18 protein-coding genes are annotated in these 16,877 nt (G+C 70.3%); 9 read left to right on the top strand and 9 right to left on the bottom strand.

Going from position 1 to position 16,877, the window contains the following annotated elements; all coding sequences use genetic code 11:
- Positions 1–24: 24 nt before the first annotated feature.
- Positions 25–990 carry a hypothetical protein gene (locus AC3EU2_RS07010; RefSeq protein ID WP_488178997.1) on the top strand — a complete coding sequence of 322 codons (966 nt, stop codon included), beginning with the start codon at positions 25–27 and terminating at the stop codon, positions 988–990.
- A gap of 43 nt (positions 991–1,033) precedes the next feature.
- Here AC3EU2_RS07010 and AC3EU2_RS07005 read toward each other — a convergent pair whose 3' ends face one another.
- From AC3EU2_RS07005 to AC3EU2_RS06985, 5 genes are read right to left on the bottom strand one after another with little or no spacing between them, the layout of a single operon-like run.
- Positions 1,034–1,483, bottom strand: coding sequence for a cupin domain-containing protein (locus AC3EU2_RS07005; protein WP_488178996.1), 450 nt, complete (start codon positions 1,481–1,483; stop codon positions 1,034–1,036).
- Positions 1,484–1,526: 43 nt separating this feature from the next.
- Entirely contained in the window at positions 1,527–1,898 is a 372-nt protein-coding gene (locus AC3EU2_RS07000; protein WP_488178995.1) for a hypothetical protein, read from the bottom strand.
- Positions 1,883–2,011 (bottom strand): hypothetical protein, encoded by a 129-nt coding sequence (locus tag AC3EU2_RS06995; RefSeq protein WP_488178994.1) that lies wholly within the window; start codon positions 2,009–2,011, stop codon positions 1,883–1,885. Before AC3EU2_RS06995 ends, AC3EU2_RS07000 begins: the two co-directional genes overlap by 16 nt.
- A gap of 27 nt (positions 2,012–2,038) precedes the next feature.
- Positions 2,039–3,202 (bottom strand): N(5)-(carboxyethyl)ornithine synthase, encoded by a 1,164-nt coding sequence (locus tag AC3EU2_RS06990; protein ID WP_488178993.1) that lies wholly within the window; start codon positions 3,200–3,202, stop codon positions 2,039–2,041.
- Between the two features lies 1 nt (position 3,203).
- Positions 3,204–3,344 (bottom strand): hypothetical protein, encoded by a 141-nt coding sequence (locus AC3EU2_RS06985; RefSeq protein ID WP_488178992.1) that lies wholly within the window; start codon positions 3,342–3,344, stop codon positions 3,204–3,206.
- Positions 3,345–3,475: 131 nt separating this feature from the next.
- Between AC3EU2_RS06985 and AC3EU2_RS06980 the strand changes: the two genes are divergently transcribed.
- From AC3EU2_RS06980 to AC3EU2_RS06960, 5 genes are all read left to right on the top strand, one after another.
- Positions 3,476–4,864, top strand: a complete 1,389-nt coding sequence (locus tag AC3EU2_RS06980) for a hypothetical protein (protein ID WP_488178991.1) — start codon at positions 3,476–3,478, stop codon at positions 4,862–4,864.
- Between the two features lie 94 nt (positions 4,865–4,958).
- Positions 4,959–5,963, top strand: a complete 1,005-nt coding sequence (locus AC3EU2_RS06975; protein WP_488178990.1) for an ABC transporter ATP-binding protein — start codon at positions 4,959–4,961, stop codon at positions 5,961–5,963.
- Position 5,964: 1 nt separating this feature from the next.
- Positions 5,965–7,140, top strand: coding sequence for an ABC transporter permease (locus tag AC3EU2_RS06970; RefSeq protein ID WP_488178989.1), 1,176 nt, complete (start codon positions 5,965–5,967; stop codon positions 7,138–7,140).
- A complete protein-coding gene (locus AC3EU2_RS06965; protein ID WP_488178988.1) occupies positions 7,137–8,312 on the top strand; it encodes an ABC transporter permease in 1,176 nt (391 codons plus the stop codon). Before AC3EU2_RS06970 ends, AC3EU2_RS06965 begins: the two co-directional genes overlap by 4 nt.
- A 138-nt stretch (positions 8,313–8,450) precedes the next feature.
- Positions 8,451–9,203 carry an SDR family NAD(P)-dependent oxidoreductase gene (locus AC3EU2_RS06960; RefSeq protein ID WP_488178987.1) on the top strand — a complete coding sequence of 251 codons (753 nt, stop codon included), beginning with the start codon at positions 8,451–8,453 and terminating at the stop codon, positions 9,201–9,203.
- A gap of 111 nt (positions 9,204–9,314) precedes the next feature.
- On the opposite strand, the gene AC3EU2_RS06955 is transcribed toward AC3EU2_RS06960, so the two are convergent.
- From AC3EU2_RS06955 to AC3EU2_RS06940, 4 genes are all read right to left on the bottom strand, one after another.
- Positions 9,315–10,028 (bottom strand): DUF72 domain-containing protein, encoded by a 714-nt coding sequence (locus AC3EU2_RS06955; protein WP_488178986.1) that lies wholly within the window; start codon positions 10,026–10,028, stop codon positions 9,315–9,317.
- A gap of 327 nt (positions 10,029–10,355) precedes the next feature.
- Positions 10,356–11,276, bottom strand: coding sequence for a DUF2804 domain-containing protein (locus tag AC3EU2_RS06950; protein ID WP_488178985.1), 921 nt, complete (start codon positions 11,274–11,276; stop codon positions 10,356–10,358).
- A 92-nt stretch (positions 11,277–11,368) separates the two neighbouring features.
- On the bottom strand, positions 11,369–12,334 hold the full coding sequence (locus tag AC3EU2_RS06945; protein WP_488178984.1) for an NAD(P)-dependent alcohol dehydrogenase: 966 nt from the start codon (positions 12,332–12,334) through the stop codon (positions 11,369–11,371).
- 9 nt (positions 12,335–12,343) lie between these two features.
- Positions 12,344–13,246, bottom strand: a complete 903-nt coding sequence (locus AC3EU2_RS06940; RefSeq protein WP_488178983.1) for an NAD-dependent epimerase/dehydratase family protein — start codon at positions 13,244–13,246, stop codon at positions 12,344–12,346.
- A 176-nt stretch (positions 13,247–13,422) separates the two neighbouring features.
- On the opposite strand from AC3EU2_RS06940, the gene AC3EU2_RS06935 reads away from it, so the two are divergent.
- The 3 genes from AC3EU2_RS06935 (at position 13,423) to AC3EU2_RS06925 (ending at position 16,833) form a co-directional block, all read left to right on the top strand.
- Positions 13,423–14,106, top strand: a complete 684-nt coding sequence (locus AC3EU2_RS06935) for a DUF6345 domain-containing protein (RefSeq protein ID WP_488178982.1) — start codon at positions 13,423–13,425, stop codon at positions 14,104–14,106.
- Positions 14,107–14,117: 11 nt separating this feature from the next.
- Positions 14,118–15,083, top strand: a complete 966-nt coding sequence (locus tag AC3EU2_RS06930) for a hypothetical protein (RefSeq protein ID WP_488178981.1) — start codon at positions 14,118–14,120, stop codon at positions 15,081–15,083.
- 163 nt (positions 15,084–15,246) lie between these two features.
- Positions 15,247–16,833, top strand: a complete 1,587-nt coding sequence (locus AC3EU2_RS06925) for an HNH endonuclease signature motif containing protein (protein ID WP_488178980.1) — start codon at positions 15,247–15,249, stop codon at positions 16,831–16,833.
- Positions 16,834–16,877: the final 44 nt, after the last annotated feature.

The following is a 16,877-nucleotide window of genomic DNA, read 5'->3' as shown; positions in this document are numbered from 1 at the left end:
GCCCGAGACGTAAAGGAACCAGCCATGCCACTGACCTTCAACGAGATCGACTTCAAGGTCGAGCTCCCCGACATCCCCCACTCCACCCCGGTCGTCTCGCACACCGCGCCCTGCCTCAAGGAGCACGACGAGACGACCCGGGCCATCGCCACGGTCCTCGACATCGACGTCCGCGGCACCGCCCAGGTCCCCCACGGCTACGCCATCGGCAGCAGCCGCGGCCAGGTCGAGGTCTTCGCCGCGAGCGGCGCGGTCCGGGCGCGCAACACCGAGCGGCTCACGGCATACGAGGATGAGAGCCGTCGCTGGGAGGGTGTCGAGCGCGGCGACGACGGCACCTACCGGCTCTCCGACGACGCCGGCAAGCGCCTCAGCCACCACGGTCTCGAGGTCCTGCACCAGGTCGGCATCCGCGCCGAGTACGCCAACCTCGACGTCACCCTCGGCCAGTGGGCGCGCCTCAACGAGGACGGCAAGGAGGAGGACTCCGGTCCCGGACGTGCGACCGTCCGTCTCTCGTATGCCGTCCACGGCCTGCCGCTCATCGGTCCCGGCGCGAAGACGAACCTGCACTTCGACCCCGAGGACGACGGCCAGACACCGGCGCTCGCGCGGATGTTCCACGTCAACCGCGGCATCGAGACGACCGGCGAGGTCGCGACACAGTCGCTCGACGAGGCGTTCTCCGGGCTGCTTCGGCAGAGCTGGTCCGGCAAGGGCATCCGCGACGGCGAGGGCCGGATCACGATCACGGCGGCGACGTTCGGACTGCTCGCGCTGCCGGCCGACGTCGTGCAGACGTTCGCGGCACCGGCGCTCATGGTCGAGGGATCGGTGAGCGGCGTCGAGGTGGGCAAGGACGAGACGGTGACGGTGCGCTTCGGCCAGTACCTCCCGCTCGCCCACCCCAAGGCGCTCGCCGAGGCGGGCTACGGCGGCGGACGGCTCGAGCCGGGCGTCGTCGTGAGGGGCCGCGCCAGAGGCGCCTGATCGCCACCCGGCGTCGGGTGGGTTGCGCGTTCTGCCGAGCGACTCAGCTCGGCTGGACGGTCCACTCCGGCGGCTCGTCGGTGCCGGCGTCCTCGTCCTTCTCCGCGTCCTCGGCCGTCTCGTGCACCGTGCCCTGGGCGTGGTGCGAGGGGGCGTAGATCGCATACAGCTGGAGCGGCTCGTCGCCGGTGTTGACGACGTCGTGCCACGTGCCGGCAGGCACCTGGATGGACCAGCCGTCGCTGACCTCGGTGTCGGCGAGCTCGGTCTCGGACGGGCCCATGCGGCATACGCCGGTGCCGGCGTCGAGGCGCAGGAACTGGTCGGTCTCCGGGTGGACCTCGAGTCCGATCGAGGAGCCGGCGGGGATCGACATGAGCGTCACCTGGAGGTACTTGCCGGTCCACGCCACCGAGCGGTAGGTCGTGTTCTGCTTCGTCGCCGTCTCGATGTCGAAGGCGTTGGGCTTCGGTCCGTTGTCCTTGACGCTCATGGCAGAGGTCCTCTCACTCGAGTGGTTCGAGCCTATCGGGGGCTCAGGAGGCGCGAGGGGGAGGCGGCGGCGAGGGGTGGTCGGGTCCACCGAAGCCCACCTGCCAGCCATGGGGCGTCCACGAGTCCGAGAAGGCGACGGGCACGGTGGGGACGCGTTCGCACTCGGCGAGCAGGCCGGCATACCACCGCGTGTATGCCGAGTCGTCACCTCGCAGGGTCGCCTCGGGCAGGTGCGTGAGCACCACGTCGGCGACCTCGTCAGGGGTCGTGCGCGAGGTCATGATGCTGCCGCCGAACTCGGGACTGGCCCCGGACGTCCACGACACCGTGGTCGCGCCGGTGCGGATCCCCTTGCCGAGCCGGTCGCCCGCATCGACGTCGTCGCTCGCGACGACGGTCAGTCGCCAGTACATCCCAGAGGGAGGGAGCCCGAGACGATCCGGGTGCGTTCGAGCCCGCGCTCGTGCAGTACCCGGATGCCGCGAAGCAGCAGCAGGCAGTGGTCCATCACCGGGAGGTCGCTCACCCGGACATCGTGCAGAACGTCAGCCGGCTACGCGCTGGCGACGTCCCCGCGGGCGACGTGCGGGTAGGTCGCCTCACGACCTTGGAACGACAGGATGTTGGCGTTCTTGATCTCGCCGTCCTGGATCTCGATGGCGCGCGCGATCGTCGGCTCGTCCTTCCAGGCGTCCGGGCCGCCGAGCACGGTGCGCAGATGGGGGAGCAGCGCCGAGCTGATCTCCCAGGTCGCGGAGTTCCACAGGTAGGACGGGGTGTGGTCGACGGCGTAGTAGGTGATGTTGTCGCCCACGACGAAGGTCGGGTCCTCGAAGGTCGTCGGCTTGGCCCAGCTGAAGCCCATGCCCTCGTCGCACGAGACGTCGACGATGAGGCTGCCCGGGCGGAACTGTGGCAGGTCGTCCTCGGTGAGGAAGGTCCACGGCGCCTCGGTGTCCTGGAGCACGCAGTTGACGACGATGTCGTTGTCGGCGAGGTAGTCGGCCAAGGGGACGCGCCCCTCGTTGGTGACGACCATCGTCAGCGACGGGTCCTCGTCGTGGTGGTCGAGGTGGACGATCTCGACCGAGTGGATCGGGGAAGCCACCGCGGCCACCTTGCGGTTGGTGAGGACGCGGACGTCGGCGATGCCAAGCGCGCTCAGGGCCGTCACGGCGCCGCGGGCCGTCGCGCCGAAGCCGATGACGACCGCGCGCAGTTTCCGTCCGTAGCTGCCGGTCGACCCGATGAGCTCGAGCGCCTGCAGCACTGAGCAGTAGCCGGCGAGCTCGTTGTTCATGTGGAACACGTGCAGCAGGAAGCTGCCGTCGCGGGCCCAGTGGTTCATTGCCTCGAACGCAATGAGCGTCTGTCGCCGGTCGACGGCCTGCTGGGTGAGCGCGGCATCCTGGACGCAGTGCGGCCAGCCCCAGACGATCTGCCCGTCACGCAGGTCGGCGAGGTCCTCGGCCTGGACCTTGGGGAGCAGGACGACATCGCAGTCGGCGATCAGCTCGTCCCGGGTCCGGACGCCGCCGATGAGGTCGGCGACGGCCTCGTCGGACATCCCGAAGGGAAGTCCGTACCCCTGCTCGACGAAGATCTGCGACCGGAGGTCGTCATCAATCCTGGCGAGGTGCTCCGGGTGGATCGGGAGCCGGTGCTCGTTCTCCTTGCGGGAGTGAGCGAGGACGGCGACGGTGAGCAGGGGGTCCAAATCAGCGCTTCTTCCCGTGGAGCGTGGTCTCGATGCCGGAGGTCGCCGAGCCGTCCGACTTGGCCTTCTTGTCGGCGCGCTTCTCCTTGATCGACTTGCCGGACTTCTTGGAGAGCGAGTGGCGTGGAGATTTGTCGGACATGACCGGCTCCTAGGTGAGGGGACCAGAAGGGTCCCGCTTCCTCGGAGGGTACGCCCTGTGCATGAGGCAAGGCTCCAGCCGACGTGGGTCGTCATCGCGCCAACCCGCGGTCGACGGGCACACTTGAACCTGTGAACGGCTCCGAGCACGCGCTCCTCGTCACCCACGCCACCCGATGGGCCGAGGCCAGGAAACGGCCGCTCGACGCCGATCTGCTCGAGACGGTCCTCGACCTCGTGTCGGCCTATGACGATCGCTCGCCGCAGGCGTGGCCGGAGGGGTCAGCCACCAACCTCGTCCTCCACCGTTGGCCGGCGAACGGTCCCGCCGAGCTGCCGGACGCGACGACGCTGCGGGACACTCTCGACACCTACTGGCGGTTCCTGCGAGGCACTGGCCGCATGACCAGCGCCTCGGCCGCCCCCGCCGACCTCGTGAAGGAGCTGCGCCGGGCGCTGCCGCGGATGGCCGAGGCAGCGCAGGACCGGTCGAACTGGTCCCAAGGACGGGTCCTGCAGGACTTCGGCGAGTCGATCGGCATCAGTCTGGAGGGTGCCGGAACGAAGGAGGAGCTGCAGGGACGACTGGACCGCGTCATGACAGCGTGGAACGATCTGCCGACCGAGGAGCGGTTTCGCCTCATGCCGGACGCGAGCCCCAAGTCGGCGCCAGGCGCCACCGCCACGGCCAGGATTCACTCGACGGGCCTGGGTGGTCTGGACGACGACGACCGGGCGAGCGTCTATCCGCACTACCGGCGCGGCATCCCCGCCGTGGCTGCACAGGAGGCGCGCGCGTCCGGTTTCGCGCGACGGGTGAGCCGGCTCGTCGACTGGCTGGGCGCGGGGAGGCCGGTGACCCGGATCGGGGTGCTGAAACCGGCCGTCGCACGCCAGGCCTATGTCGAGCTCGACCTCGCGACGTGGGACAGGCGCTACCTGATGGCCGTCGGAGTCCGTTCCGCACGCCGCAGTCTCAGTGCCGAGGACAAGGCCGAGTATGCCGCCGCGCGGGCTGCCGAGATCACTCGCGCCGGCGAGTGCCTTCCCTTGGATCGACTCTGGTGGTCTGCCGTCGCGGCCGACCTCATCAAGGTGACCTCCACGACGGCCACGCGTGGTCGTGACGTCGAGCCCGAGGCCGACGGGGAGGCGTTGATGCTGGGGCTCACTCTTGTCACGGCGCTGGTGGGCCGCTTCGGGAGCGTGCACGTGGACGTGCTGGCCTCGATCCTCGTGCCCGCGATGATTGCGCCGGACGGGGAGGTCGACCTCGCCGAGGTCCGTGAGGCTCGGTGGCGTGCAAGCCCTTTCACGGAACGGGCGTCCGACGACCCGGAGCTCGAGGAGATCTGGCGGGACATCGCCACCTACGACGTCACCCGCTGCGTCGCCATTTTCGACGACACCGGCATCTGGGTCCGTCGCGGGGACGACCTGACGATCACCGACTTCGGCAGGGAGTTCGCCGTGATCGTGACCGCGATGGCGGACGAGCTCCACGAGGAGAACGGTGTCTAGCTCGGAGAGCGCGGCGCACCCGGACGGGCGTCGTGCACCGTCGGGTTCACCGGATCGACCCGCCGGGTACGCGCAGGAGGCCTAGCGTGGAGACATGCCGACGACTGTGGGGACAGAGGCGCAGAACGCGGGCGCGCGAGGAGGTTCCGCCACCGGATCGGTGGACGCGGTGCTCGTCGTGGAGGGGCTGGCCCGCTCGTTCGGGTCGCTGCGAGCGGTCGACGGGGTGTCGCTGCGGATCATGCCCGGCGAGACCTTCGGGCTGCTCGGGCCCAACGGCGCCGGGAAGACGACCGTGATCTCGATGATCGCGGGGTTGCTGCAGCCCGATGAGGGCACGGTCACCGTCGCCGGCGTCCCGATGGGGCGCTCGTCGGTGGCGGCCAAGCGCCACATCGGCCTCGTCCCGCAGGACCTCGCGATCTACCCGGAGCTGTCCGCGCGGGACAACCTCCTGTTCTTCGGGAAGCTCCAAGGGATGCACGGCCGGGCGCTGCGCGACCGCGTGGCCGAGGTGCTCGACCTCGTCGGCCTCGGTGACCGGGCCAAGGAGCAGAGCAAGAAGTTCAGCGGCGGCATGAAGCGCCGCCTCAACATCGGGATCGGGCTGCTCCACCAGCCGGACCTGCTCATCCTCGACGAGCCCACCGTCGGGGTCGACCCGCAGTCCCGCAACGCCATCCTCGAGTCGGTCGAGGCGCTGTCGGGCGAGGGCATGGCCGTCCTCTACACGACGCACTACATGGAGGAGGCCGAGCGGCTCTGCGACCGGATCCTCATCCTCGACTCGGGCCGCGAGCAGGCCGAGGGCACCCGCGACGAGCTCATCTTGCTCACCGGTGACGCCGACCGGGTCCATCTCTCGGGCAGCGGCGACCTGGCCGCAGCGGAAGGTGCCGTGGCCGGCATACCGGCTGTGGCGAGCGTCCATCGCGACGCCCACGGGTTGGATCTCACCGTGCGGGGGGCGCCCACCGCGATCGCCTTGATCGTCAACGCGGCCACCGGGGCCGGCATGACGCTCTCCGACGTGGAGATCAGCCGGCCCGACCTCGAGTCGGTGTTCCTGCACCTCACCGGCAAGGCGCTGAGGGACTGACATGGGGCGGGTCCTCACGATGGTGCTCTCGGACCTCAAGCAGCGGGTGCGGGACTTCTCGGTCCTCGTCTTCGCGGTGCTGGTGCCGCTCGCGCTGATGTTCGTCATGAACCTCGTCCTGTCCGGTGTCGCCGACGAGGGGCTGCAACCCATCACCGTCGCGGTCTCCGTGCCCGAGGGCGACCAGCTGGCGGCGGTGCTGCCGCAGGTGCTCGGTTCGGACAGCGAGGGTGAGCTCCGGATCACCCTGCGCGAGGCGGGTCCCGGGGAGGTCAGGGGTCTCGTCGACGACGGGACCGCGGGTCTCGGCGTCGTCGTGCCCGCCGACTTCACCGCCGCCCTGACCGGCGGCAGGGGCCCCGAGGTCGAGATCGTCAGGGGTGACGACTCGGGCATCGCCGGGAGCGTCGTCACCGCGATCGTCGACGGTGTTCTCGCCCAGCTGACCGCCGGCACCCGGGCGGCCGTGGCAGCACAGGGCCTGGGCGTACCCCCGGCCCAGCTCGGTGCCGTGGCGCAGGCTGTCGCCACCGAGGCCCCGCAGGTGACGTGGACCGAGGGTCGGACGGCGACCGAGCAGCTCGGCCTGGGCGAGAGCATCGTCGCCGGGCAGAGCGGGATGTTCCTGCTCTTCACCGTGGGTTTCGGCGTGCTGGCGCTCGTGACCGAACGCGGTCAGGGCACCCTGGGCCGCCTCCTCTCGATGCCGATGAGGCCGTGGCTCATCGTGCTGGCCAAGGGCATCGTCAGCTTCGTCCTCGGGATCCTCGCGACCTCGGTGCTGCTGTTCGCGGGGGCGACGTTCTTCGACGACGTCGACTTCGGCTCTCCCGTCGCCGTCGGGGCGCTCGTCCTGCTCGTCGTCGCGGCCACGACCTCGATCATGTTCGTCATCGCCAAGGTCGCCCGGACCGCGGAGCAGGCGGGCATCGCCCAAGCGATCGTGGCCGTGTCGCTGGGCATGAGTGGTGGCGCGTTCTTCCCCATCACCAACACCGGGTGGGTGGGCCAGCTGCTGTCCGTCAACCCGGTCAAGGCGTTCACGAACGGTCTCGGCATCACGGCCGGCGGCGGTGGGGTCGGTGACCTCGGCCCGACCGCGCTGACCATGGCCGTCTTCACCGTGGTGTGCCTCGCCCTGGCGTGGGTGCTGCCCCAGCGGAAGGACGTCCTGTGAGGTCGGTGCTCGCGATCGCCGAGGCGGAGCTGCGCCGCTTCCTCGCCGACCGCTCCAACATCTTCTTCGTCTTCATCTTCCCGCTCGTCCTCGTGGCCGTGCTCGGTTCGTCGTTCGGCGGCGGGGACGCCCCCAGCGCGAGGGTGGCCGTCGTCGGTGGCCAGTCCGCTCTGCGCACCGCGGTCGTCACGCAGCTCGAGAGGGTCGACGCCGACGTCACGGTCACCGGGGACGACGACATGCGCCAGCGGGTCGCCCGCGGCGGCGCCGACGTCGGGATCGTCGTCACGCAGGAGGCCGACCGGGCGTTCGCCGCGGGCGAGGGCCCCGCGCTCGAGATGGTGACGGGCAGCCAGTCCAACGCGCAGGCGGCGGCCCAGGTGGTCCGGACCGCCGCAGCCGCGGCCACGCTCCGCTCGGGTCAGGAGCGGGCGCTCGCGGCTGCGGCCACCGCTGCCGGCGTCGACGGGGACATCGGCAGGGCGCTCGACCGGGCGGGCACGAGCATCCGGCCCGCCGAGACCCAGGTGCGCGACACCAGTGGTCTCGCCCAGGAGTTCGGTGGTCTCGGCCAGTTCGACCTCGGGGCCTCGACCCAGCTGCTGCTCTTCACCTTTCTCACGACCCTCAGCGGCGCGGCCGCCCTCATCCAGGCCCGGCGAGACGGAGTCATCCGGCGCGTCATGGCCAGCCCGGTGAGCTCGGTCCAGACGATCCTCGGGCTCGGGCTCGGGCGGCTGGCGATCGCGCTCTTCCAGGGCACCTACATCGTGCTCGCGTCGCGGCTGCTCTTCGGCGTCAACTGGGGGAACCTCACCGCGGTGCTCGGCCTGCTGCTCGTCTTCGGGCTTGTTGCGGCTGGCCTGTCGATGGTCGTCGGCGTCGTCGCCGACAACGAGGGCCTGGCGAGCGGGCTGGCCGTCGGTGGGGGCCTCGTCCTCGCCGCACTCGGTGGCTGCATGATCCCCCTGGAGCTCTTCCCCGACTCGCTCCGTCCGGTCGCCTTCCTCACGCCGCACGCCTGGGGCTACGAGGCGTTCGCCGAGATTCAGCGGCACGGCGGGACCCTGCTCGACATCCTCCCGCAGCTGGGGGTGCTCACCGGGATGGCCGCGTTGTGGCTCGCCCTCGGCTCGTTCCTCTTGCGTCGCTCCCTCGCCCGCGCGATGTGAGGCCACTGGTACGCCTTCGTATGCCGTGTCGCGCATCGCCGCCGTACCCTGCCGGCCCGCCGGGGCCGTTGGTCCCTGTGCCGGGTCACGTCCGCGGGCTTGACTGGCAGTGGTCCATCACCAACAGAGGAGTGCAGCATGAACAGGCTCGAAGGTCGCGTCGCCCTCGTCACCGGCTCGGCCAGTGGCATCGGCAAGGCCACCGCGCAGCGTCTCGCCGACGAGGGCGCCGCCGTCCTGGTCACCGACATCCAGATCGAGGCGGGCGAGGCCACGGTGAAGGAGCTCGTCGACGCGGGTCACCGCGCAGCCTTCTTCAGGCACGACGTGACGAGCGAGGCGGACTGGGAGGCCGCAACGGCCAAGGCGGTCGAGGAGTTCGGCGGGCTCGACATCCTCGTCAACAACGCCGGCATGGGTGACATCAAGCCCATCGAGGACACGACGCTGGCGGAGTGGGACCGCACCGTCGCGATCGACCAGACCGGTGTCTTCCTCGGCATGAAGATCGCCGCGCCCCACCTCAAGGCGTCCGAGCACGCGTCCATCATCAACATCAGCTCGATCTTCGGCACGAGCGGTGGGTTCGGGGTCTCGCCCGCCTACCACGCAGCCAAGGGCGCGGTTCGCACCCTCACCAAGAACGTCGCGCTCCATTGGGCCACCGAGGGCATCCGGGTCAACTCCATCCACCCCGGCTTCATCGAGACCCCGATCCTCGAGCAGGCCAGGGGCACCGAGATCTGGGACGGCATGACCGCGCTCACCCCGATGGGCCACCTCGGTCAGCCAGCCGACATCGCCGCGGGTGTCGCCTACCTCGCGAGCGACGACTCCGCGTTCGTCACCGGGCTCGAGCTCTACATCGACGGTGGCTACATGGCTCGCTGACTCGGCCACCCCAGGGACGCCGTATGCCGCGGACCCGACCCCGCGGCATACGGCGCATGTCCGTTCCCCACGTCACTCACCGGTGAGGGACCGCTGAGGACGGAGCCAGCGCTAGGGGGAGATCAGGTCGATGAACCGCTCTGCGTCGCGTACGCGGGGGAGGTTGTTGAACATGACGTAGGGCGACGGTCGGCCGTCGACCAGGTCCCGCAGCCGGCGCAGCTCGTCATCGGTGTGCACGTGCCGCGAGCCCGTGGTGCCGTGCAACCGGTAGTAGGTCTGGTCCGGCGTCACCGTCTCGGTCTGCATGGGGTCCACGACGTGCACCAGATTCAGCTCGGCACAGAGCTCCGTGAGCAGTGGCGTGGCCCAGTCACCACGGGGCTCCCACAGCAGCCGCCCGGCTGGCCGCTCCACCTGCGACATGAAGCTGCGTAACCGTGCGACGTTGTCGGCCGTCGGGCGAAAGCTTCTTGGGCACTGCAGCAGCACGGCAGTGGCCTGCAGGACCCGGGCACACTCGAGCGTCCGCTGCCAGCCCGCCAGGACCGGAGGTGTCGTCCGGAACGCCCCGACCTGGCCGCGTGCGCTGTCCGGCAGCGGCTGCTTCATGCGTCGGTAGGTGGGGCTGTTGGACTCGTGGGTGATGATCTGCCACGCCTTCATCGTGAACTCGAAGCCGGCCGGCACCTGCGTCCGCCAACGCGTCAGCACTGCGTCCGCTGGGGGCTCGTAGAACGTGTGCTGCACCTCGACGACGGTAAAGCGCTGCACGTAGGAGGACTGGGAGACCGTCCACCCACACAGCCCGACGCGAACATCCACCTGACTATCCGTCCCACGTGGAGCGGGCTTGATCCGACGCCGTGCACGGCGCCATCCAGTCGGCCATGCAGTGAGTCTCCCTGAAGGGACGCCTGCGCAGTGGCCGTGCCATCGGGATCGGTTCCAACGACGCCTGGCGGGAGCCCTGGGTCATGTCAGTGCCAGGAGCTGAGTGCAGCAGCCACGGCCTCGCCCGGGGGCGGCGTGCGGGTGAGGAGGTCTCGACCCGTGAGGCGGCGAGCGACACCACGATGATCACCAGCGCTGGTGAACGTCCTCGACCCACCCGAACAGCCTGTCCACGACCACCTCGCCGACGCGCCCCTTTCACGTGCCGAAGCACTGCTGCGTGCGCGAGGCCAGGACGCCGAGCTGGGTGACCGACCGGCGGAGGTGCTCGGGATGGAAGGTCAGCGCCACTGGCCCTCCCTCGATTCGCCACGGTGCCATCCAGTCCTCCGGGGAGTACTCCCACCGAAGGTCGTCACTGATCTTGGTGAGCCGCCCGTCCACGACGACGGCGTTCTCGGTGGACCCGGTTCCATCGGTCCACCTGCCGCCGAGCTGGAGGCCGATGGTGCGCCCCTCGACCGTGCCCGAGCCGGAGCCCCAGTTCCAGGAGATGGCATACGGCCAGCGCCCGCGGCCGTGGTCCAGGGTCGCCCACGAGGCTCCGTCGGGCATCGCAAACGACGTGCCATCCACGGTCAGCCGGCCCACCGCCGGGCGGGCCGGGTCCTTGACCGTGTATTGGAAGAGCCGGTCGCTCCACGGCACCACGACGCCGAGCCGTTCATGTCCGGGCTCGAGGTGGGCGATGACGTCGAGGTCGACGCGCTCGGAGTGGGCGCGCAGCCGCGTGCCGTCGGGCCTGGGGTCGATGTCGATGGACAGGCTCTTCGTGCGCGCACGGGCCGAGCCCCGGTCGAGGGTGCCCGGCGGGGTCGTGCCACGGCCGAAGGGCGAGATCGCGTCCACCGCGATCTGCGCGCCCGAGCGCCGGTCGAGGACGAACAGTGACGGCACCGCGGCATACCCGATGTCGGACACCACGAGTGCGGCGACGTGCGTCTCAGACGTGACCGCCCAGTACTCCCAGCGCTTGTTGCGGCCCCAGCCGACCCGGCCGCGACCGACGCCGTCGGTGCGGTGCAGCGGGGTGCGTGTCCAGCCCACGGCGTCGGGGTTGAGCCGGCCGTTCGCCAGCGTGAGGTCGACAGGTTCGGTGATCTCGCGTTCCCGGGGCACGAGACCCATCATCCATCGGGGGTCGGGCTGCCGGACGCGACGAAACCGGCGCCACCGCTGGCCGCGGACGCAACAGGGAGTTCCGCCTGCTGTCAGCCGGTGGGTAGTTCGAGCACGAGCTTGCCTCGGCTCTCGCCGGCGACGAGTCGGGCGAATGCTGCGGGTGCATCACGCAGTGGGTACACGTGGTCGATCCGCGGCGTGACGACGCCCTGGGCGACGAGTGCGGTCACCGCCTCGAGCTCGGCTCGCGACTGGGGGACCACCAGCACGCCGACTCTCTTTCCCGTGGCAAGCCCCACCATGGGGCCGGCGACCGCGGTCCCCAGCAGGATCCTGGCCGGGCCGCCGACCATCGCGTACCTGCCGCCGCGCCGCAGAGCGCGGTGCACGCGGAACGGCGAGCGATGGGCGACGAGATCCACGATCAGGTCGTAGCGGTCGCGTTCGTCGGCCCAGTCCTCGGTGGTGAAGTCGATCGTGCGGTCGGCCCCGATCTCGCGCAGGAAGTCTCCCTTGTCGGCTCTGTCGACCGCCGTGACCTCCGCGCCGGCATGCTTGGCCAGCGCGACAACGAACACACCGCCGGCGCCGCCCGCGCCGTTGACCAGAACCCGATCTCCCGGCCGGACATCGGCGGTCGCCCTGCGCGCGATGCCGCCCGCCTGCGGGATCGTCGAGGCCACCGCGAACGACAGCCCGCCAGGCTTGCGGGCCAACAGGTGGGGTCGCGTGCAGACGAGCTCGGCAAGCCCGCCCCGGTATCCGGCCAGTTCGCCGAACAGCTCGTCTCCCACGGCATACTCCGTCACCGCACTGCCCACCGCCGCGACGACGCCAGCGACGTCGGATCCCGGCACCGGGTGCCGCGGGCGGCGCAGCCCGTTGGACCATCGCGCGTACGCCGGACTTCCCAGGAGGTTCTCGCGGTCCGAGCCGTTCAAGGAGACCGCACGCACTCGCAGCAGAATCTCGTCGTCGGCGGGGACGGGCTCCGGCAGTTCGCCCAACCGGAGGACGTCCGGCGGGCCGTACCTGTCCTGGATGACCGCTTGCATCGGGACCCTTCAGGTGCCCGTTCTGGGATCCGACAGGACGTCGCGCCACGAGTGCTGGGGTGCATAGCCGAGGAGATCCCGCGCTTTGTCGATGGAGTAGAAGGTCTCGTCCGGTCCCATCTGGCGACTCACCTTCACCCCGTCGTAGAAGCGGTCCCGGATCTCGTCGGTCGTGTCAGCGACGGACATGTCCGCGTTGGCAACGTTGAAGACCTCGTAGCCGAGCCCGTCGACCTCGAGGCACCGCTGCACCATCTGGCCGAGGTCGCGTGTGTCGATGTAGGCGAAGATGTTGCGTCGTCTCAGCGACGAGTCCGCGAGGAAGGCCGGGAACATCTCGGCGTACTCGTGCGGCTCGATGACGTTGTTGATCCGGAGCCCGTACACGTCGGCACCGGTGCGGACCTGGAAGGAGCGTGCCGTCACCTCGTTGGCCACCTTGGACATGGCGTAGGAGTCCTCGGGGACCGTCGGGTGTCCCTCGTCCAAAGGCAGGTACTGGGGTCGCCTCTCGCCCTGGGCGAAGCAGATCCCGTAGGTCGTCTCCGAGGACGCGAACACGATCTTTCGGACGCCCAGCCGCGTTGCGGCTTCGAGGACGTTGTAGGTACTGAGCACGTTGGTCGAGTAGGTCTTGGCGTCCGACGTGAGCAGGATCGCCGGCACGGCGGCGAAGTGCACGACAGCGTCGTACGCGGGCTTCTCAGCCAGCTCCAGCTCCTGCATGCGGGCCAGACCAGCCATCGCCGAGTACGTCTCGCCGGTGTCCGTGAGATCGACCTTCAGATCAGCCACGGCTGGGTTCCTCAGGGGAACGAGGTCGGCGTTGGTGACCTGATGACCGCAGTCGGCCAGGTGCGACGCGACGTGCTTTCCGGCCTTGCCGCTGCCGCCCGTGAAGAAGATGCGCATGCGTCGATGAAACCACCGACACGTCCAGTTCACGCTCCGGAGCATGGGCCGGCCCTCGCACTCTGATGCGGGCAGACGCAGATGCCGTCCCCAAGAACGTATCTGGCCGGCACACCTGCTCCTCCTCTCCCCTGTAGCCACCACCGAGGTGGCACGACACAGTCAGGGGAACCAACATGGCCAAGTACGTGGGGTCCTGGTGGATCAAGGACGGCATCGACGGCCGCCGACTCGAAGCCGAGGGCTTCGCGTCGACGCTCGGCGGGCTGGCCGAGTTCGACTGGACCCAGAACCACGGTGAGAGCGACGTCAAGCAGTCCGACTTCGTCACCACCACCAACGTCACGCAGCGCTCCGACACCGTCGACGCGATGCAGATGAGCTCGCACGGGTGGACCGACGGGTTCCTCGTCTGGGGCGGCGACGTCACGACGAGCGAGGCAGTCGACTTCGGCAAGAACGACCTCGAGGTCTTCGCCACGCACGCGTGCGACCTCCTCCACCACTCGTCGGGCAACTCCGTCGGCCGCTGGATCCCCGCGTTCCAGCGCCTGCACTACATGCTCGGCTTCCACAACAGCAGCTACTCGGGCGGCGGACAGAACTCGCGCGGTACGTGGTTCGCCATGTATGCCGCGTGGCTCTACTACTGGTCCGGCAGCTGGCTGTTCCGCGTGGACATCCCGCTGCGCGAGGCCTGGGCCGAGGCCAACGAGATCGTCGAGGGCAGCAATGTCCAGTGGGCGTACCTGCGCGCGCAGACCCCCGACGCACCGACCTACAACGAGCGGCTCCGGGCCGCCGAGACCACCGACCCCGTGAGCGGACGGTCGTTCATGACCGCTCGCGGCACCTGCTGAGGAGCGAAGCCATGCCACTGTCACTCCGGGACGTCGACTTCAAGGTCGACCTGCCCGACATCCCTTCCACCGCACCGGTGGTCAGCCACACCCCGCCGTGCCTCAAGGAGCATCGCGAGACGACCCGCGCCGTCGCCGAGGCCCTCGACATCGACCTCAAGGGCACCGCGCAGGTGCCGCACGGGTACGCCGTCGGCAGCGACCGCGGCCAGGTCGAGGTCTTCGCCGCGAGCGGCGCGATCCGCGCGCGCAACGCCGAGCGACTCACGGCATACGACGACGAACGCCGGAAGTGGAGCGACGTCGAGCGCGACGACGACGGCACCTACCGTCTCGGCGACGATGCGGCCAAGCGCCTCACCCACCACGGGCTCGAGCTGCTCCACCGCGTCGGCATCCGCGCCGAGCACGCCGGCCTCGACGTCGTCCTCGGTCAGTGGGCCGAGCTCGACGAGGACGGCGCCGAGGTCGACAGCGGACCCGGGCGTGCGACCGTGCGCTTCTCGTATGCCGTCGACAGCCTGCCGCTCATCGGTCCCGGTGCGAAGACCAACCTCCACCTCGACCCCGAGGAAGGCGGCCGCAGCGTCTCGGTGGCCCGCATGTTCCACGTCAACCGTGGCGTCGAGGCCACCGGCGAGGTCGCCACGCAGTCGCTCGACGAGGCGTTCTCCGGCCTGTTCGCGCAGAGCTGGTCGGGTCACGGGCTGCGCGACGGCCAGGGCCACATCACCATCACGGGGGCGACCTTCGGGCTGCTCGCGCTGCCGGCGGACGTCCTCCAGAGCTTCGCCGCCCCCGCCCTCATGGTCGAGGGCGAGATCAGCGGCATCGAGGTCGGCAAGGACGAGACGGCGACGGTGCGCTTCGGCCAGTACCTCCCCCTGGCGCACCCCAGGGCGCTCGCCGAGGCCGGCCACGGCAGTGGCCGTCTCGAGCCGGGTGTCGTCGTGAGGGGTCGGACGAAGGGCAAGTGAGCGGGGGTCGGGACGTCCGGTGGCCGCGTGCCACCGGACGTTTCGACGGCGTTCGCCGATCACTCAGGATCCGTGAATGCTGTTGCGCCACAGTGGAACTCGCCCGAAACAACCTGTGGAGAACTCTTGACCCTCGAACTTGCGTTCGACTATCATGGAGCGTATGGACGACGTCGTCGACACCGACCCGAGCAGCCCCCGCGGCTCGCTCGAGACGGCACGCGCGGCGCTCGTCCAGCTCCGTGACGTCCTCCCCACCCTGACCGGCGTCGAGCTCGCCGAGGCCATGGGCCTCGTGGACGCGGTGAAGGCCGAGGCCTCGGCGTGTCAGGTCGTCATCACGACCGAAGCCGCGCACCGCGGTGAGTTCGCGTCGGCCCGCCGCGGCGTGGGTTCGGCCCACGACTGGGTCCGCGAGCACGCTCCGTCCCTGCGCCAGGGAGGCGCGGGGCAGCTGGCCTCGTTCGCCCAGGACGTCGCCCACGCCACACCCGGAGGCCAGTGGTCCACGACCGGCCCCTTCGCCGGGGCGTATGCCGACCCGGAGCGTCCCGAGGGCATCGTCTGGGCCCGGGTCGTCACCGGAGAGGTTGGCATCCCGCTCGCCCTCACCGCGCTGTCCGAGGTCCGGCGGATGGTCGACCTCCTCCGGCCCGAGGCCGTGCCCACGGTGACCAAGGCGATCCTCGACCTCGGCGTCGAGTGGGGGATCGCGCAGGCCAAGAAGATCCGTCCCCGGCTCCTGGCCGCCCACGGCGCCGACGGCGAGTTCGACGACAGGCAGCGTCGCCTGCGGGCGGGGGCGCACCTGTCGAGCCCTCGCATCCTCGAGGGTGACCTCACCGGCTACTCGATGTTCCTGACGCCGGAGCAGAGCGCCATCCTCGAGGCCGCCCTCGGACCGCTGTCCGCTCCGGCTCCCAATGCCGTCACCGGGGAACGCGACCTCCGCCCGGTCGGGCAGCGTCGCGCCGAGGCCCTCGCCGCGATCTGCGCGGGCCACGCCGCGACGGACGCCGATGGCCGCGCCCCGGCTGCGGCGCCCACGGCGCTGCACGTCCGGATGACCCTCGAAGGCCTCATGCGACTGGTCGGCGACGAGCCCGGCTCCACCGCGAACGGGTGCGGCACGACCATCGGGTCGGTCGCCGCGGGCACCCTCCTCAGCCCGGCCACGATGCGCCAGCTCGCGTGCGACGCCGACGTCATCCCGGTCGTCCTCGGCTCGGACGGCGAGGTCCTCGATCTCGGCCGGGCCGTGCGCCTCGTCACCCGAGGCCAGCGCCGCGCCCTCTGGCACCGCGACACCGGCTGCACCTGGGTAGGGTGCACCGCACCACCGGACTGGGCCAAGGCGCACCACATCGTCCACTGGGCCGACGGCGGTCGGTCGGACCTGTCCAACGCTGCGCTCCTCTGCCAGCGCCACCACACCCAGGTCCACGACCAGCGCCTCATCGCGACGGTCCATCCACCCGACGAGCACGGTCGATCGGTCACGTGGGACCTCACCCACGGCAGCTACGACCGCGAGCTCCCGCACCGCCTCACCCAAGAGCGTCGAGAGCGGCAACGACGGCGCGCTCGGCTCGACACCGGCGGTCCGGACCCGTGGCTGGGCGCCGCGGCCGATGACCTCGACGAGGCGGATCGCCTCCTGGCGTGGCACGACGCGTTCGACTGGCAGGACGCGCAGAACTGGCGGGACTGGGACGCCGCCGACGCCTACCTGCACGCCCACGCTGCCTGACGCCCCGACCGAGGGCGGAGGGAACCCGCGGGCGGTCCTGCGCA

This window comes from Knoellia sp. B-D-2, from assembly GCF_057714695.1.
This window is presented reverse-complemented; position numbering and strand designations above follow the sequence as displayed.

Coding starts and splice junctions, on each gene's coding strand:
- AC3EU2_RS07010 (WP_488178997.1), top strand. CDS start 25: ATGCCACTGACCTTCAACGAGATCGACTTCAAGGTCGAGCTCCCCGAC.
- AC3EU2_RS07005 (WP_488178996.1), bottom strand. CDS start 1,483: ATGAGCGTCAAGGACAACGGACCGAAGCCCAACGCCTTCGACATCGAG.
- AC3EU2_RS07000 (WP_488178995.1), bottom strand. CDS start 1,898: ATGTACTGGCGACTGACCGTCGTCGCGAGCGACGACGTCGATGCGGGC.
- AC3EU2_RS06985 (WP_488178992.1), bottom strand. CDS start 3,344: ATGTCCGACAAATCTCCACGCCACTCGCTCTCCAAGAAGTCCGGCAAG.
- AC3EU2_RS06975 (WP_488178990.1), top strand. CDS start 4,959: ATGCCGACGACTGTGGGGACAGAGGCGCAGAACGCGGGCGCGCGAGGA.
- AC3EU2_RS06970 (WP_488178989.1), top strand. CDS start 5,965: ATGGGGCGGGTCCTCACGATGGTGCTCTCGGACCTCAAGCAGCGGGTG.
- AC3EU2_RS06960 (WP_488178987.1), top strand. CDS start 8,451: ATGAACAGGCTCGAAGGTCGCGTCGCCCTCGTCACCGGCTCGGCCAGT.
- AC3EU2_RS06945 (WP_488178984.1), bottom strand. CDS start 12,334: ATGCAAGCGGTCATCCAGGACAGGTACGGCCCGCCGGACGTCCTCCGG.
- AC3EU2_RS06940 (WP_488178983.1), bottom strand. CDS start 13,246: ATGCGCATCTTCTTCACGGGCGGCAGCGGCAAGGCCGGAAAGCACGTC.
- AC3EU2_RS06935 (WP_488178982.1), top strand. CDS start 13,423: ATGGCCAAGTACGTGGGGTCCTGGTGGATCAAGGACGGCATCGACGGC.
- AC3EU2_RS06930 (WP_488178981.1), top strand. CDS start 14,118: ATGCCACTGTCACTCCGGGACGTCGACTTCAAGGTCGACCTGCCCGAC.
- AC3EU2_RS06925 (WP_488178980.1), top strand. CDS start 15,247: ATGGACGACGTCGTCGACACCGACCCGAGCAGCCCCCGCGGCTCGCTC.